The 16,583-nt window shown below is 68.9% G+C and carries 10 protein-coding genes; 9 read left to right on the top strand and 1 reads right to left on the bottom strand.

All coding sequences use genetic code 11. The features are described 5' to 3' along the window. Positions 1–212: 212 nt before the first annotated feature. Positions 213–2,927 carry an aconitate hydratase AcnA gene (gene acnA / locus AB0E05_RS35800; RefSeq protein WP_361971668.1) on the top strand — a complete coding sequence of 905 codons (2,715 nt, stop codon included), beginning with the start codon at positions 213–215 and terminating at the stop codon, positions 2,925–2,927. A gap of 81 nt (positions 2,928–3,008) precedes the next feature. On the opposite strand, the gene AB0E05_RS35795 is transcribed toward acnA, so the two are convergent. Beyond that, on the bottom strand, positions 3,009–6,764 hold the full coding sequence (locus tag AB0E05_RS35795; RefSeq protein WP_361971688.1) for a GH92 family glycosyl hydrolase: 3,756 nt from the start codon (positions 6,762–6,764) through the stop codon (positions 3,009–3,011). A gap of 822 nt (positions 6,765–7,586) precedes the next feature. Here AB0E05_RS35795 and ngcE point away from each other — a divergent pair. The 8 genes from ngcE to AB0E05_RS35755 form a co-directional block, all read left to right on the top strand. Next, on the top strand, positions 7,587–9,038 hold the full coding sequence (ngcE, locus tag AB0E05_RS35790) for an N-acetylglucosamine/diacetylchitobiose ABC transporter substrate-binding protein (protein ID WP_361971666.1): 1,452 nt from the start codon (positions 7,587–7,589) through the stop codon (positions 9,036–9,038). Between the two features lie 97 nt (positions 9,039–9,135). Beyond that, entirely contained in the window at positions 9,136–10,065 is a 930-nt protein-coding gene (locus tag AB0E05_RS35785; RefSeq protein ID WP_361971664.1) for a sugar ABC transporter permease, read from the top strand. Beyond that, on the top strand, positions 10,065–10,994 hold the full coding sequence (locus AB0E05_RS35780) for a carbohydrate ABC transporter permease (RefSeq protein WP_361971662.1): 930 nt from the start codon (positions 10,065–10,067) through the stop codon (positions 10,992–10,994). Before AB0E05_RS35785 ends, AB0E05_RS35780 begins: the two co-directional genes overlap by 1 nt. A gap of 172 nt (positions 10,995–11,166) precedes the next feature. Continuing rightward, a complete protein-coding gene (locus AB0E05_RS35775) occupies positions 11,167–12,351 on the top strand; it encodes an ROK family transcriptional regulator (protein WP_361971660.1) in 1,185 nt (394 codons plus the stop codon). A gap of 135 nt (positions 12,352–12,486) precedes the next feature. Then, entirely contained in the window at positions 12,487–13,611 is a 1,125-nt protein-coding gene (locus AB0E05_RS35770) for a substrate-binding domain-containing protein (RefSeq protein WP_361971659.1), read from the top strand. A gap of 137 nt (positions 13,612–13,748) precedes the next feature. Further along, positions 13,749–14,537: an ATP-binding cassette domain-containing protein gene (locus tag AB0E05_RS35765; RefSeq protein ID WP_361971657.1), complete on the top strand. Its 789-nt coding sequence runs from the start codon at positions 13,749–13,751 to the stop codon at positions 14,535–14,537. Beyond that, positions 14,534–15,883 (top strand): sugar ABC transporter permease, encoded by a 1,350-nt coding sequence (locus AB0E05_RS35760; protein WP_361971655.1) that lies wholly within the window; start codon positions 14,534–14,536, stop codon positions 15,881–15,883. The genes AB0E05_RS35765 and AB0E05_RS35760 overlap by 4 nt, the downstream gene beginning before the upstream one ends. Positions 15,884–16,170: 287 nt before the next feature. Further along, a partial coding sequence (locus AB0E05_RS35755) for a 1-deoxy-D-xylulose-5-phosphate synthase N-terminal domain-containing protein (RefSeq protein ID WP_361971653.1) occupies positions 16,171–16,583 on the top strand: 413 nt, incomplete at its 3' end.

The following is a 16,583-nucleotide window of genomic DNA, read 5'->3' as shown; positions in this document are numbered from 1 at the left end:
TCGACACCGCGGGCCCGCGTCTGGACGCGGGCCCGCGCATGACCGAGCCGCGGCGATGTACTAGAGTTATCTCGACATCGAGATAACTGCCCGGGCGTACCGCAGTCGCCATCCCGGTAAGGGTTACCTAACTAAGCCCTACCTTAGCGGATCGATGAGGGGCCATGGCGGCAGCATGACGTAGTACGCGCACATTGATGAAGGAGACTGTCGTGTCGGCGAACAGCTTCGACGCCCGCAGCACGCTGCACGTGGGCGACGAGTCGTACGAAATCTTCCGGCTGGACAAGGTCGAGGGCTCCGCTCGCCTCCCCTACAGCCTGAAGGTGCTGCTGGAGAACCTGCTCCGCACCGAGGACGGCGCGAACATCACCGCCGACCACATCCGGGCGCTCGGCGGCTGGGACTCGCAGGCCCAGCCCAGCCAGGAGATCCAGTTCACGCCGGCCCGCGTGATCATGCAGGACTTCACCGGTGTCCCCTGCGTCGTCGACCTCGCCACCATGCGCGAGGCCGTCAAGGAGCTCGGCGGCGACGCCGCGAAGATCAACCCGCTCGCCCCGGCCGAGCTGGTCATCGACCACTCCGTCATCGCCGACAAGTTCGGCAGCAACGACGCCTTCGCCCAGAACGTGGAGCTGGAGTACGGCCGCAACCGGGAGCGCTACCAGTTCCTGCGCTGGGGCCAGACCGCCTTCGACGAGTTCAAGGTCGTCCCGCCCGGCACCGGCATCGTCCACCAGGTGAACATCGAGCACCTGGCCCGCACCGTCATGGTCCGCGGCGGCCAGGCGTACCCGGACACCCTCGTCGGCACCGACTCGCACACCACGATGGTCAACGGCCTCGGCGTGCTCGGCTGGGGCGTCGGCGGCATCGAGGCCGAGGCCGCCATGCTCGGCCAGCCGGTCTCCATGCTCATCCCGCGCGTCGTCGGCTTCAAGCTGACCGGTGAGCTGACCCCCGGCACCACCGCCACCGACCTGGTGCTCACCATCACCGAGATGCTGCGCCAGCACGGCGTCGTCGGCAAGTTCGTCGAGTTCTACGGCGAGGGCGTGGCCGCCACCTCGCTCGCCAACCGCGCCACCATCGGAAACATGTCGCCGGAGTTCGGCTCCACCGCCGCGATCTTCCCGATCGACGGCGAGACCCTGAACTACCTGCGTCTGACGGGCCGCTCCGACCAGCAGGTCGCGCTGGTCGAGGCGTACGCCAAGGAGCAGGGCCTGTGGCTGGACCCGGCCGCCGAGCCGGACTTCTCCGAGAAGCTGGAGCTGGACCTCGCAACGGTCGTCCCCTCCATCGCCGGCCCCAAGCGCCCGCAGGACCGCATCGTCCTCGCGAACGCCGCCGCGCAGTTCGCCCAGGACGTCCGCAACTACGTCGAGGACGACGAGGAGGCGGGCAAGGAGTCCTTCCCGGCCTCCGACGCCCCGGCCTCCGCCAACGGCGTGCCGAGCCGCCCCACCCAGGTCACCGCCCCCGACGGGTCCACGTACGAGATCGACCACGGCGCCGTCACCGTCGCCGCGATCACCTCCTGCACCAACACCTCGAACCCGTACGTCATGGTCGCCGCCGCGCTGGTCGCCAAGAAGGCCGTCGAGAAGGGCCTGACCCGCAAGCCGTGGGTCAAGACCACCCTCGCGCCGGGCTCCAAGGTCGTCACCGACTACTTCGACAAGGCGGGCCTGACCCCGTACCTCGACAAGGTCGGCTTCAACCTCGTCGGTTACGGCTGCACCACCTGCATCGGCAACTCCGGCCCGCTGCCGGAGGAGGTCTCCAAGGCCGTCAACGAGCACGACCTGGCCGTCACCTCGGTGCTGTCCGGCAACCGCAACTTCGAGGGCCGGATCAACCCCGACGTCAAGATGAACTACCTGGCGTCCCCGCCGCTGGTCGTCGCGTACGCCATCGCCGGCTCGATGAAGGTCGACATCACGCGCGACGCCCTCGGCATCGACCAGGACGGCAAGCCCGTGTACCTCCAGGACATCTGGCCCACCGAGGCCGAGGTCAACGACGTCGTCGCCAACACCATCGGCGAGGACATGTTCTCCAAGTCCTACCAGGACGTCTTCGCGGGCGACGCCCAGTGGCAGGCCCTGCCCGTCCCCACCGGCAACACCTTCGAGTGGGACGCGGAGTCCACCTACGTCCGCAAGCCCCCCTACTTCGAGGGCATGCAGATGGAGCCGGCCCCGGTCGAGGACATCGCCGGCGCCCGCGTGCTCGCCAAGCTGGGCGACTCGGTCACCACCGACCACATCTCCCCGGCCGGTGCGATCAAGGCCGACACCCCGGCCGGCAAGTACCTCACGGAGCACGGCGTCGAGCGCCGCGACTTCAACTCCTACGGCTCGCGCCGGGGCAACCACGAGGTCATGATCCGCGGCACGTTCGCCAACATCCGGCTGCGCAACCAGATCGCGCCGGGCACCGAGGGCGGCTTCACCCGCGACTTCACCCAGGATGGCGCTCCGGTGGCGTTCATCTACGACGCCTCGCGCAACTACATCGAGCAGGGCACCCCGCTGGTGATCCTCGCGGGCAAGGAGTACGGCTCCGGCTCGTCCCGCGACTGGGCCGCCAAGGGCACCGCGCTGCTCGGCGTCAAGGCCGTCATCGCCGAGTCGTACGAGCGCATCCACCGCTCGAACCTGATCGGCATGGGCGTCCTGCCGCTCCAGTTCCCGGACGGCGCGAGCGCCGAGGCCCTGGGCCTGACCGGCGAGGAGACCTTCTCCTTCGCCGGTGTGACCGAGCTGAACAACGGCACCACCCCGCGCACGGTCAAGGTCACCACCGACTCCGGCGTGGAGTTCGACGCGGTCGTCCGCATCGACACCCCCGGTGAGGCGGACTACTACCGCAACGGCGGCATCATGCAGTACGTCCTGCGGAACCTGATCCGCGGCTGACGCACCACCGCACGCGCACAAGGGCCGCACCCCGTCGGCGTTTTCTAGGGGGGCGGCCCTTCGCGCGCTCTCGACCGGCCGCTACGAGAGCAGCTCGACCTCCGCGAGCGTCCCCGCCCCTGGCGCGGGCACCAGCCGGTACTTCTCGTACGCGCCCGGCGCGGCGATCGAGAACGCCCGGGTCTGCCGGTCCCAGGTGAAGTCCTCGCCCGAGCGGCGGTCCAGGTCCTGCCAGCGGGTGCCGTCGCGCGAGCCCTGGAGGACCCAACCGTCGGGCGCCTTCGCCGCCTCGGCCGAGGTCAGGGTGTACTGCACGGCCCGCGTCGCCGTCGGCACCGGCAGGTCGAGCGTGCCTCCCCCAGAGCCCCCGGCCTGGGAGGTACCCCCAGCTACGGCCGCCGACGTGGCCGACGAGTCGTCGAAGAGCGCACCGGCGCCCTTCAGCACGTCGGCCCGCGGCTTCGGCACGGCGTCGTCCTGGGTGATGGAGACCGGCGCCGCGCCCTTCCCCGTGCCCCACGACGACGGCTCCGGGCCCATGGCGAACTCCAGCGTGCCGCCGCGCGCGACCGCGGAGTGCGGCAGCGCCGTGGAGTTCCACGCCTTGCCGTTCACCTTCAGGCCCTGCACGTAGACGTTCTCCGCGCTGTTCTTCGGCGCCTTGACCACCAGCTTGCGACCGCCGTCCAACTCCACGGTCATCTTGGTGAACAGCGGCGAGCCGATCGCGTACTCCCCGCTGCCCATCACCAGCGGGTAGAAGCCCATCGCGGAGAACAGGTACCAGGCCGACTGCTCGCCGTTGTCCTCGTCGCCGTGGTAGCCCTGCCCGATCTCGTTGCCCACGTAGAGCCGGGACAGCACCTCGCGCACCTTCTCCTGCGTCTTCCAGGGCTGCGACGCCGCGTTGTACATGTACGTGGCGTGGTGGGCGACCTGGTTGGAGTGGCCGTACATCCCCATCCGGACGTCCCTGGCCTCCGTCATCTCATGGATGACCTGGCCGTACGACCCCTTGAACTCGGGCGAGGCGGTCTCCGGGGTGGCGAAGTAGGCGTCCAGCTTCTCGCCCAGCGCGGCCCGGCCGCCGTACAGGTTCGCCAGGCCCCGGCTGTCCTGCGGGGCGGTGAAGGCGTACCCCCAGCCGTTGGTCTCGGTGTAGTCGTGGCCCCAGATCCGCGGGTCGTACTTCTCGCTCGGGACCCGCCACTGGCCCTTGAGGTCACGGCCCTGGAAGAAGCCGGCGCCGGAGTCGAAGAGCGTGGTGTAGTTCCGCGCCCGGTTCAGGAAGTACTCGGCCTCCTCCCGGTAGCGCTCCTTGCCCGTCTTCGCGTGCAGCGCCTGCGCCATCTTCGCGATGCCGTAGTCGTTGAGGTAGCCCTCCAGGGACCAGGACAGGCCCTCGTGGGTCGCCGTGGAGGCGTAGCCGAGGAAGGGCGAGGTCGTCATGCCCTTGCGGCCGACGCCGGAGGAGGGCGGGACGACGGTGGCGTTCTTCAGGGCCGCCTCGTACGCCGCCTCGGCGTCGAAGCCGCGTACGCCCTTCACGTACGCGTCCGCGAAGGCCACGTCCGAACTGGTGCCGGTCATCAGGTCCGCGTAACCGGGCGAGGACCAGCGGGAGATCCAGCCGCCGTCCCGGTACTGCTGCACGAAGCCGTCGACCAGCTCTCCGGCCTTCCTCGGGGTGAAGAAGGAGTACGCCGGCCAGGTGGTGCGGTAGGTGTCCCAGAAGCCGTTGTTGACGTACACCCTGCCGTCGACGATCTTCGCGCCGGTGTGGGTGGGGGTGTCCTGCCCGGTCATCGGGGAGAACGGGCTGGCGTACCGGTGGCGCGGCTTCGCCTTGGTGCCGGTGTTCTCGAAACCGGAGTTCGGGTAGAGGTAGAGCCGGTAGAGGCTGGAGTAGAGCGTCACCAACTGGTCTTCGGTGGCGCCCTCCACCTTCACGCGGCCCAGGATCTCGTCCCAGGCGTCCTGCGCCCGCTCCTTGACCTGCTCGAAGCGGGTGCCCGCGGGGATCTGGTCGGCCAGGTTCTTCTTCGCCTGGTCGACGCTGATCAGCGAGGTGGCGATGCGCAGGTTCACCGTGCGGTCGGCGCCGGCGTCGAAGCGCAGATGGCCGCGGACGCCGTCGACGCGCGAGTCGGTGACGGGGGCGTCGAAGACGCCGTGCACGAAGAGCCGGGTGGCCCCGGTGGACAGGCCGCTCTTCACGTCCGAGTAGCCGGTGAAGGAACGGGTGGCCGCATCGAAGGTGAGTCCGCCCTGCGGGGTGACGTTGTCGAAGACGACGCTCGCGTCGTCACCGGGGTAGGTGAAGCGCATGGTGGCCGCGTGGTCGGTCGGCGCCATCTCCGCCTGCAGCCCGTTCTCGAACCTCACGCCGTAGTAGTGCGGACGCGCGGTCTCGTTCTCGTGCCGGAAGGCCAGCGCGCGGGCGTCCCGGTCGGCGTTCGGGACCCCGGGGGCCGCCGACGGCATGATCTGGAAGGTCTGCCGGTCGCCCATCCAGGGGCTCGGCTCGTGGCTGGCGCTGAACGCCTCGATGGTGGGCAGGTTGTCCGCGTTGTTGCCGAGCTGGTAGTCGTAGAGCCAGCCCGTGGAGTCGGCCCGGGTCACCGGGGTCCAGAAGTTGAAGCCGTGCGGCACGGCGGTCGCGGGGAAGGTGTTGCCGCGCGAGAAGCCGAACGCGGAGTTGGTGCCACGGGTCGTCGACGCGTAGTCCGAGACGCGCTCCGGCCGCGCGACCTCCGGCGCCGGCGCCAGGACGAGGTCGTCGAGCCAGCCCTGGAACTTCGCCGGGCCCGTCCCCGCGTCGTACGCCACCAGGATCCGGTCCACGGTCTTGCCGGCCGCGACCGAGCCGATCGCCGACGACACCGCGTTCCACTGGTTCACGTAGAGCCGCTTGGCGTCGCCCTGTCCCTGCGGGGTCAGCCGACCGCCGTACGCGTCGACGGCGCCCAGGTCGCTGAGGTAGGTGCCGTCCGTGAAGGCCAGGTCCACCGCCACGTTGGTCGCCTGGTAGTCGAGGTCGCCGTCCGGCATCGCCGGGAAGACCCTGTACGACAGCTCCGTGTCCCGGCGCACGGCCGTGTCGACGTCGAAGACCTTGTTGTACGAGTGGGCCCGGCCCTGTGCCAGGTGGGTGCCGGCGTAGCGCAGCGCCCGGGTGCCGGTGAAGCCGACCCTCGCCTTGGCGGTGGGGGAGGAGTGCGGGCCGCGGTCCACCGCGGAGCGCATGTCGTCGGGCGGGGGCGGGGTCGCCTGCCCGTCGGAGAACTGCACGTCGGCGAGTTGGGTCTCGGCGGCGCCGCCGTTCGCGGTGATCTCCAGCCGGTAGTGCGCGTACGCGTCGATCCGCGCCGGGTCGCCCACGTCGAACGTCCTGGTCTGGAAGCGCTCGGCGAAGGTCTGGCCCGTGCGGGCGTCCAGCACCTGCCATTCCCTGCCGTCGCTGGACCCCTTGAGGGTCCAGTCCTTCGGGTCGCGCGGGGCGTGGTCGTTCGCCGAGGTCAGGGCATAGGTGGCGACTTTGATCGGGGCGTCGGCGGTGAACTCGACCCAGGAGGTGGCGGCGAACTCCAACCACTTCGTATTCGGCTGAAGATCGACCAGGTTCTCCTTCACCTCGCCGCTGCCGACGTTTTCTCCACTGGCGCGCACCTCTATCACCTTGTCGGTGACATTGCCCGGTATTCCGGTGGCAAAGCCGCCGTTGACGCCGGATGACCGCTTCTTTCCGTCCGCGCCGACTTCCACGGTATTGCGCCAGTCGGGCTGGCGTTCATCCGCTTCGAAGGAAGAGGTGAACGAGGGGGCCTTCGCGGCCATTGCGGCGCTGGTCGGCAGGGCGACGGCGGCGGATTGTCCGCTCGTCGCCAACAGGGCGGCGGCGGCCACCAGGGCCGCCGTTCGGGTGGGGCTGTGCCGGGGGACCGTCGGCCGGTGCCGACGTCTGGGTGTGGGTGTCACGGGGCCTTCCTCCGTCTGGAAGCCACGGTGGACAACGTTGTCAGCGTCGATGCGTAAGCTCCAGTAGGGAGTCAAGTGCAAGGCGGTGTCAAGAGCGCTGACGCAGTGTCGGACTTGGAATCGACCATTCCGCGAAGAATGATCAGCTCATGCAGAGCCGACCGCATCGACGTCGTGTGGCCCGAGATATCCGACAGGTCTCAACTAGGGAAAGACTGGAGGCCAAACCTGCTCTTGATCTTGCTCCCCTGACGGGAAGTGGACTATACCTGTCGGCGTCCGGGCAGCCGTGCAAACGCTGCGCGGGCTAGGGCATTTCTGGTGGATCAGGCTGGATCAGCGAGCGGGGTCTGGTGCCGTGGATCGCAAGGCGGAGGAAGAAGTCGACGCGGAGCGTCGGCGACTGACGACAACGCGGCGAGTCATGGTGCCAGGGCACGCGAGCCCAGCAAGATCCACCAGAAGTGCCCTAGGGGGGAGCGGGGGAGGCGCGCAGTCATGACCACACGACGTGCAGTCGCCCGTCCGTTTCCGCTGCCGAATGGTGCACTACCCAAGCTTCACTGAGTTTCCCCTGGGAAACCACAGCAATTGACCGCGGTGGCGGGGCCCTTCGCCGGGAGGCGAGACGGACGGGCGACTTGTTCACCGCCCAGTCCTGATGAAGGCGAGGACTAGAGCATGGGATCCACCTCCGCCCACGACGAGACCAACGCAGGTCTCGACCGTCGCAAGCTGATCAAGCGCTCCGCTGCGCTCGGGCTGCTGACGGTTCCGACGATGAGCTTCCTCTCCGCTTGTGCCAGCGGTGACGGCGACGACGGCGGCGACGCCGAGAAGGGCAAGAAGAGCGACAAGAACCCGCTCGGCGTCAACGAGTCCGCCGGGCTCGACTTCGTCCTCTTCGACGGCGGCTTCGGCAGCCAGTACGGCAAGGACGCCGTCAAGGTCTACGAGAAGGACTTCCCCAAGGCGAAGGTGAAGTTCCACGCGACCCAGATGATCCAGAGCGAGCTCCAGCCGCGGTTCAACGGCGGCACCCCACCGGACCTGATCGACAACTCCGGCAAAGAGCAGATGGACATGGGCGTCCTCGTCGGTCAGAAGCAGCTCCACGACCTCACCGAGCTGCTCGACGCCCCCTCCTACGACGACCCGAAGAAGAAGGTCCGCGACACCCTGCGGCCGGGCATCGTGGAGATGGGCCAGTTCGACGGCTCGCAGGTGTGGATCCTCTACTACTCCTACACCGTCTACGGCGTCTGGTACTCGCAGAAGCTCCTGGAGTCGCTCGACGCGACCTACCCGGAGACCTGGGACCAGATGCTGGCGGTCTGCGAGAAGGCCAAGAAGAAGGGCATCGCCGGCTGGACGTACGCCGGTGTGCACCCGTACTACATCCCCTTCTCGCTCTATCCGATGATCGGCAAGCGCGGTGGCAGCGAGGTGCTCGACGCCATCGACAACCTGGAGCCGAACGCCTGGAAGCACCCCGCGGTGAAGGACTGCTTCGAGGCGTACTACGAGCTGAAGCGGAAGGGGTACATCCTCGACGGCACCCCGGGTCTGGACCACATCCAGTCGCAGACCAAGTGGACCGAGAACAAGGCGCTCTTCATCCCCAACGGCTCCTGGGTGGAGAACGAGGCGGCGAAGACGATGCCGAAGGACTTCAACCTCGCCGTCGGCGCGCCCACCGGCCTCGACTCCGGCGACAAGCTGCCCTTCGGCGCCCTGTGGGCCTCCGGCGGCGAGCCCTTCATCGTCCCGTCGAAGGCGAAGAACAAGGCCGGCGGCATGGAGCAGCTGCGCATCATGCTCAGCGAAGCCTCCTCCAAGAACTTCACCTCACAGGTGAAGTCGCTGAGCGCCTACGACGGCGGTACCACCGGCATCGAGCTGTCCCCGGGCTTGAAGTCGGCCGTCGCCGCGCTGGAGAAGGCCGGCAAGAACGTGCTCAACCCGCGGATGCAGGACTGGTACGTCGCGCTCCAGAAGGAGAAGATCGGCGTCGCCGGACTGGGCGAGATGATGGCCGGCCGGCTCACCCCGACCGAGGCGATCAAGCGCATCCAGGGCTTCGCCGACGAGGCCGCGAAGGACGACTCCATCAAGAAGTACAAGCACCAGTGATTCCCGTCGGGGCCCCGTCCCGGCGACCGGGGACGGGGCCCCGACCCTCCACACGGCACCAGTGGTGCTTACCGCAGGTAGATCGGGGTCGGTAGGAATGCAACACGGCAAGTACCGTTTCATCGTGGGGTTCCTGGTGACGCCCCTGGCGCTGTACGCGCTCTTCGTCATCTGGCCGTTCGTCCAGTCCATCTACTACTCGTTCACGAACTGGAGCGGGCTGAGCCCGGAGTTCTCCATGGTCGGGTTCGACAACTACGCGAAGCTGCTGGACGACGACATCTTCTGGAAGTCCCTCCAGCACAGCCTGACCTTCGCGGTGGTGCTGCCGCTGATCACCCTCGGGCTCGCGCTCTTCTTCGCGTTCATGATCAACGTGGGCGGTCGCCGTCGCAAGGGCGCCGCCATCGCGGGCGTGCGCGGCTCCTCGTTCTACAAGATCGTGTACTTCTTCCCGCAGGTGCTGTCGATCGCGATCGTGGCCCTGCTGTTCAAGTTCGCGTACAACCCCAGTGACGGAGCCATCAACTCCTTCCTCAAGGGCATCGGCCTCGGCGACGTGCAGCCCGACTGGCTGGGCGACCCCGACCTGGCGCTGATGTGCGTGATGGCGGTCCTCGTCTGGTCGACGGTCGGCTTCTTCGTCGTCCTGTTCTCCGCGGCCATGGCCTCCATCCCCCGGGACTTCTACGAGGCCGCGCTGCTGGACGGCGCCAGCAGGTTCACCACCTTCTTCAAGATCACCCTGCCGCTGCTCTGGGACACGGTGCAGTCGGGCTGGATCTACATGGGCATCCTGGCGCTGGGTGCCGAGTCCTTCGCGGTCGTGCAGATCATGACCGTCGGGCCGAACGGCGGCGGTCCCGACTACTCGACCATCGTCCTGCCGCTGTACGTGTACCAGAAGGCGTTCCGGGACGGGCAGGCCGCCTACGCGACGACCATCGGCGTCTCCCTGCTCTTCGTCACCCTGCTGTTCGCGGCCGTGGTGATGCGACTGGGTCGGCGCGAGCGGCTGGAGTACTGATGAAGACGACTGACACCACCACGGCCGACGTCGCGGGCGACGGCGAGCCGGTGACCAAGACGACGTCGGCGCCCCTGCGCACCGAGCCCAAGCGGAGCAAGAGCGAGGGCGGGGTCCTCAACGTCTTCTCGCACGGCGTGCTGGTCATCTGGGCGATCATGGTCGTGCTGCCGCTGCTCTGGGCGGTGATGACCTCCTTCAAGACGGACAAGGCGATCTTCACCTCGCCCTGGTCGCTGCCCGACAAGCTGCACTTCGAGAACTGGTCGCGCGCCTGGAGCGAGGCGCACATGAGCGACTACTTCCTCAACACGGTCCTGGTGGTCGGCGGCTCGCTGATCGGCACGCTGCTGCTGGGTTCGATGGCGGCGTACGTGCTGGCGCGGTTCGAGTTCCCGGGGAATCGGTTCATCTACTTCCTCTTCATCGGAGGGATGAGCTTCCCGGTCATCCTGGCGCTGGTGCCGCTGTTCTACGTGCTGCAGAACATGTCGCTGCTGAACACCCTGCACGGTCTGATCCTGGTGTACATCGCCTACTCGCTGCCGTTCACGGTGTTCTTCCTGACGGCCTTCTTCCGCACCCTGCCGACCTCGGTCGCCGAGGCGGCGTTCATGGACGGGGCCTCGCACACCAGGACGTTCTTCCAGGTCATGCTGCCGATGGCGAAGCCCGGGCTGATCAGCGTGGGGATCTTCAACTTCCTGGGGCAGTGGAACCAGTACCTCCTGCCGACCGTGCTGAACACCGATCCCGACCGCAAGGTGCTCTCCCAGGGCCTGGTGCAGCTGGCGGTGAGCCAGGGGTACAAGGGCGACTGGTCGGGCCTCTTCGCCGGACTGGTGATGGCGATGCTGCCGGTGCTCGCGGCGTACATCATCTTCCAGCGGCAGGTGGTGGCGGGTCTGACCGCGGGCGCGGTCAAGTAGCGGCCGGGGCGCCCGCCCCGCCGACGCTCCCGTACCCCCGCTTTCGTCCGCACGCCCCCCGGCCGGGTTCCGCCGGGGGGCGTCGCGGTGCTCAGGTCTTGACGTGATGAGCCCCGGACGGTCAGCTTGGAGTTCATTAGTTGTACGCAAGCCGGGCGGGAGTGGTGGGTCGATGGAGACTCCGGGATCGCAGACGTCGTTGCACCGGGCCAACCTGGAGCGGGTGGTGCGGGCCGTCCGCATGGCCGGGTCGCTGACCCAGGCCGAGATCGCCCGGAGCACCGGCCTGTCCGCGGCCACCGTCTCCAACATCGTCCGCGAGCTGAAGGAGCGCGGGACGGTCGAGGTCACGCCCACCTCGGCGGGCGGCCGGCGGGCCCGCTCGATCTCGCTGAGCGGTGACGCGGGCATCGTGGTCGGGGTGGACTTCGGCCACACCCATCTGCGGGTGGCCGTGGCGAACCTGGCCCACGACGTGCTGGCCGAGGACAGCGAGCCGCTGGACGTGGACGCCTCGGCCGAAGCGGGCTTCGACCGCGCCGAGGAGATGGTCGTCCGGCTCGTCCGGGCCACCGGCGCGGCCCCGGGCAAGGTCGTCGGCGTGGGCCTCGGCGTGCCCGGGCCGATCGACGGCGAGTCCGGCACCATCGGGTCCACCGCGATGCTGCCGGGCTGGGTCGGCGCCAATCCGGCCAAGGAGATGTCCGAGCGCCTCGGCGTCCCCGTCCACGTCGACAACGACGCCAACCTCGGCGCGCTGGGCGAACTGGTGTGGGGCGCCGCCCGCGGGGTGTCCGACCTGGCGTACATCAAGGTCGCCGGCGGGGTCGGCGCCGGCCTGGTGACGGGCGGCCGCGTCTACCGGGGTCCGGGCGGCACCGCGGGGGAGATCGGCCACATCACCCTGGACGAGTCCGGCCCGGTCTGCCGCTGCGGCAACCGGGGGTGCCTGGAGACCTTCGCCGCCGTGCGGTACGTGCTGCCGCTGCTGCACTCCAGCCACGGGCCGGACGTCACGATGGAGCAGGTGGTGCGGCTGGCGCAGGGCGGGGACCCGGGCTGCCGCCGGGTGATCGCGGACACCGGCCGGCACATCGGCAGCGGCGTCGCGATGCTGTGCAACCTGCTCAACCCCAGCCTGGTCGTGCTCGGCGGCGAGATCGCGGACGCGGGCGAACTGGTCCTCGCACCCGTACGGGAGGCGGTCTCGCGCTACGCCATCCCCAGCGCCGCACAACGGCTGTCCGTGGTCCGCGGCGAACTCGGCGCCCGGGCCGAGGTGTTGGGCGCCGTCGCCCTGGTGCTCAGCGAGATGGGTGATTCCACCGTGCTGGCGCAGAGTGTCCCGACATCGTGAAGTGACTTCACTTAGAGAACGCATGGCACCGTTGTCATCTCGTTAAGGATTTACTCCTTGACGCTGGCTACGGGGCCGAGTTGACTGCCTGCCACCTCGGCCGCAACGACGCGGCCCCGTCAGGGAGGTTCCAGGATGAACGCACGTCCGCGTCGTGCCGCGATCGCCGCCGTCACCACCGCGCTGGCCGTCACGCTCGCCGCCTGCGGCAGCGCCAAGGAAGCCGGTGACAAGGGCAAGGAGGGGGACGGGGCCAAGGAGGGCGCGAAGGGCGACGACATCACCGTCGGCCTGCTGCTCCCGGAGAACCAGACCGCGCGCTACGAGAAGTTCGACAAACCCCTGATCGAGAAGAAGGTCAGCGAGCTGACCGGCGGCAAGGCGAAGGTCGTGTACGCCAACGCCAAGCAGGACGCCAGCCTCCAGACCCAGCAGGTCGACACGATGATCACCAACAAGGTCGACGTGCTGATCCTCGACGCGGTCGACTCCAAGGCCATCGCCGGCGGGGTCAAGAAGGCCAAGGAGGCGGACATCCCCGTCGTCGCGTACGACCGCCTCGCCGAAGGGCCGATCGACGCCTACACCTCGTTCGACAACGAAGAGGTCGGCCGGGTCCAGGGCAAGGCGCTGCTGGACGCCCTCGGCGACAAGGCCAAGACGGGCCAGATCGTGATGATGAACGGCTCCGTCACCGACCCCAACGCCGCCATGTACAAGAAGGGCGCGCACTCCGTCCTCCACGGCAAGGTGAACATCGGCCGGGAGTTCGACACCAAGGAGTGGAAGCCGGAGAACGCCAACTCCAACATGGAGAGCGCGATCACCGCCCTCGGCAAGGACAAGATCATCGGCGTCTACTCCGCCAACGACGGCATGGCGGGCGGCATCATCACCGCCCTGAAGGCCGCCGGGGTCGCCCCGCTGCCGCCCGTCACCGGCCAGGACGCCGAACTCGCCGCCGTCCAGCGCATCGTCGCCGGGGAGCAGTACCAGAGCGTCTACAAGCCCTACTCGGGCGAGGCCGACGCCGCCGCCGAGATGGCCGTGGCGCTCGCCCAGGGCAAGGACCTCAAAAGCACAGCCAAGCAGACTGCGGACAGCCCGACCACCAAGGGCGTCCCCGCGGTGCTGGTCCCCGTGGTCTCGCTGACCAAGGACAACATCAAGGACACCGTGATCAAGGACGGCATCTACACGCTCGCCGAGATCTGCACCCCGAAGTACCAGGGCGCCTGCGACAAGCTCGGCCTGAAGTGACCCACCCCGTCTGAAGCAGGGGGCGGAGCCGGGGCCGGGCGGCCCCGGACCGCCGCGAAGCCCGTCCGGTGCCCGCCGTCCCACACCCCGCCGACGGCGGGCACCGGGCGCACCCCCGCCGTCCGGCGGTGAAGGAGATGGTTCATGTGTCCGCTGCGCCCGTACTGGCGTTGCGAGGGGTCTCGAAGCGGTTCGGCGCCGTCCAGGCCCTCACCGACGTGGAGTTGGAGGTGCACGCCGGTGAAGTGGTCGCCCTCGTCGGCGACAACGGCGCCGGGAAGTCCACGCTGATCAAGACGATCGCCGGCGTCCATCCGATCGACGACGGCGTCATCGAGTGGGACGGTCGGCCCGTCCGCATCGACAAGCCGCACGACGCCCAGGAGTTGGGCATCGCCACCGTCTACCAGGACCTCGCGCTCTGCGACAACCTGGACGTCGTCGGCAACCTCTTCCTCGGCCGGGAGCTGAGGAGGGGCGGCGTCCTCGACGAGATCGAGATGGAGCGTCGCTCCCACGAACTGCTCACCACCCTGTCCATCCGCATCCCGAGCGTGCGCATCCCGATCGCCTCGCTCTCCGGCGGACAGCGCCAGACCGTGGCCATCGCCCGCTCCCTCCTCGGCGACCCCCGGCTCGTGATCCTCGACGAGCCGACCGCGGCGCTCGGCGTCGAGCAGACCGCCCAGGTGCTCGACCTGGTGGAGCGGCTGCGCGAGCGCGGTCTTGCGACCATCCTGATCAGCCACAACATGGCGGACGTGAAGGCCGTGGCGGATCGGGTCGCGGTGCTGCGGCTGGGGCGCAACAACGGGGTGTTCGAGGTCGAGACCACCTCCCAGGAAGAGATCGTCTCCGCGATCACGGGGGCCACGGACAACGCGGTCACCCGACGTGCGGCACGCAGTGAGGAGTCCGTCGCATGAGCGCGGAGAACACCACCGACGCCGCGCAGGCGCCGAGCGAGGGCGGCGCGGCCAAGGCGTCCCTCACCAAGCCGTCGGCCGCCTCCAGCGGCGCGGTGCCCGCGCCCGCGGCGGCGGGCGACGCGGTCCCGGCCGTCGACCCGCGGCTGCTCGTGCGCGAACAGGGCTTCGCCGGCTACCTCGCCGAGTTCACCCGCCGGATGCGCACCGGCGAACTGGGCTCCGTCCCCGTGATCGTCGGCCTCGTCGTGATCTGGGTCACCTTCCAGTCGCTGAACTCCGCCTTCATGTCGGCGCAGAACGTCTCCAACATCTCCGTCGACATCGCCGGCACCGGACTGATCGCCGTCGGCGTCGTCTTCGTGCTGCTGCTCGGCGAGATCGACCTCTCCGTCGGCTCGGTCAGCGGCCTGGCCGGCGCCGCCTTCGGCGTCCTCAACGTCACCCACGGGGTCCCGGAGTGGCTGGCGCTGCTGCTCGCCGTCCTCGCCGGCACCGCGGCCGGCGTGATCCACGGCTTCTTCTTCGCCCGCATCGGCGTCCCCGCCTTCGTCGTCACCATGGCCGGACTGCTGGCGTGGAACGGGCTGATGCTCCAGATCCTCGGCGCCAACGGCACGATCAACCTCGACGACTCCGGCCTGGTCGCCAAGCTCACCAACCACTACTTCTCCGACGTCGCCGCGGCCTACGGGCTGGCGACGGTCGCCGTCGTCGGCTACTTCCTCTCCGCCTTCCTCGGCGCCCGCAAGCGGGAGGCGGCCGGTGTGCCGTCCCGTCCGCCGAGCGAGCTGGTCCTGCGGACCGCCGCCCTCGCGGTGCTCTGCTACACCGCGGCGTACCTCCTCAACCAGTACAAGGGCCTGCCGCTCGCGCTGGTCATCTTCGTCACCGTGGTCGTCGTCACCGACTTCGTACTGCGCCGTACCGCCTTCGGCCGCAAGGTCTTCGCCCTCGGCGGCAGCATCGAGGCGTCCCGGCGCGCCGGCATCAACGTGGCCGCCGTCCGCATCGCCGTCTTCGCCATCGCCAGCACCCTCGCCGCCATGGGCGGCCTGATGATCGCCTCGAAGATCAACGCGGCCAACCAGGGCGCCGGCTCCGGCGACCTGCTGATGAGCTCCATCGCGGCGGCCGTCATCGGCGGCACCAGCCTCTTCGGCGGACGCGGTCGCACCTGGTCCGCCCTGCTCGGCGTCCTGGTGATCGTCTCCATCCAGAAGGGGCTCCAGCTGGAGAGCATCGCCGAACCCGTCAAGTACATGATCACCGGCGGGGTCCTGCTGGCCGCCGTCGTCATCGACTCGGTGTCCCGTCGTACGCAGAAGGCCGCGGGCAGAGCCTGACACCCGCCGCCCCGGTGCTCGGCGCCCCGTGACCCGCGGGCGCCGGGCACCACCCGTTCACGCCCCTCCCGCGGTGAGAGGTGCGTCACAGTGGTACCGGGAGGTGCGGGGCAACAACCGACGTCGGGACGGGGCGGTCAGTTGTTCCCGAGGTGAGATGCGGCCCCTTCGGTAGCGGCCCGGCGGCGGAACATTAGACTCGGTCAGATCTACGAGACAGGCCCCGGGGCCTGTCCGGGACGACTCGACCAGCTCATACGCCCAGCTCAACACGCAAGGAGGCACGGGTGACGCTGCTTACCCGTATCAGGGGACCGCGCGATCTGGACGGGCTCAGCCCGGAGCAGTTGGATCAGCTGGCCGAAGAGATCCGCACCTTCCTCGTCGACGCGGTCTCCAAGACCGGTGGCCACCTCGGCCCCAACCTCGGCGTGGTCGAGCTGACCATCGCCCTCCACCGGGTCTTCGAGTCCCCGAAGGACAAGATCCTCTGGGACACCGGCCACCAGAGCTACGTGCACAAGCTGCTCACCGGCCGGCAGGACTTCTCCCGGCTGAAGATGAAGGGCGGCCTCTCCGGCTACCCGGCGCGCGCCGAATCCGACCACGACGTCATCGAGAACTCGCACGCCTCCACGGTGCTGGGGTGGGCCGACGGTTTGGCGAAGGCGAACGAGGTGCTCCGCAAGGACGACCACGT

Source organism: Streptomyces sp. NPDC048057, from assembly GCF_040653095.1.
Classification (GTDB): domain Bacteria; phylum Actinomycetota; class Actinomycetes; order Streptomycetales; family Streptomycetaceae; genus Streptomyces.
Note: the sequence above shows the minus strand (reverse complement) of the source record. Positions and strands in the feature narration are given on the sequence as shown.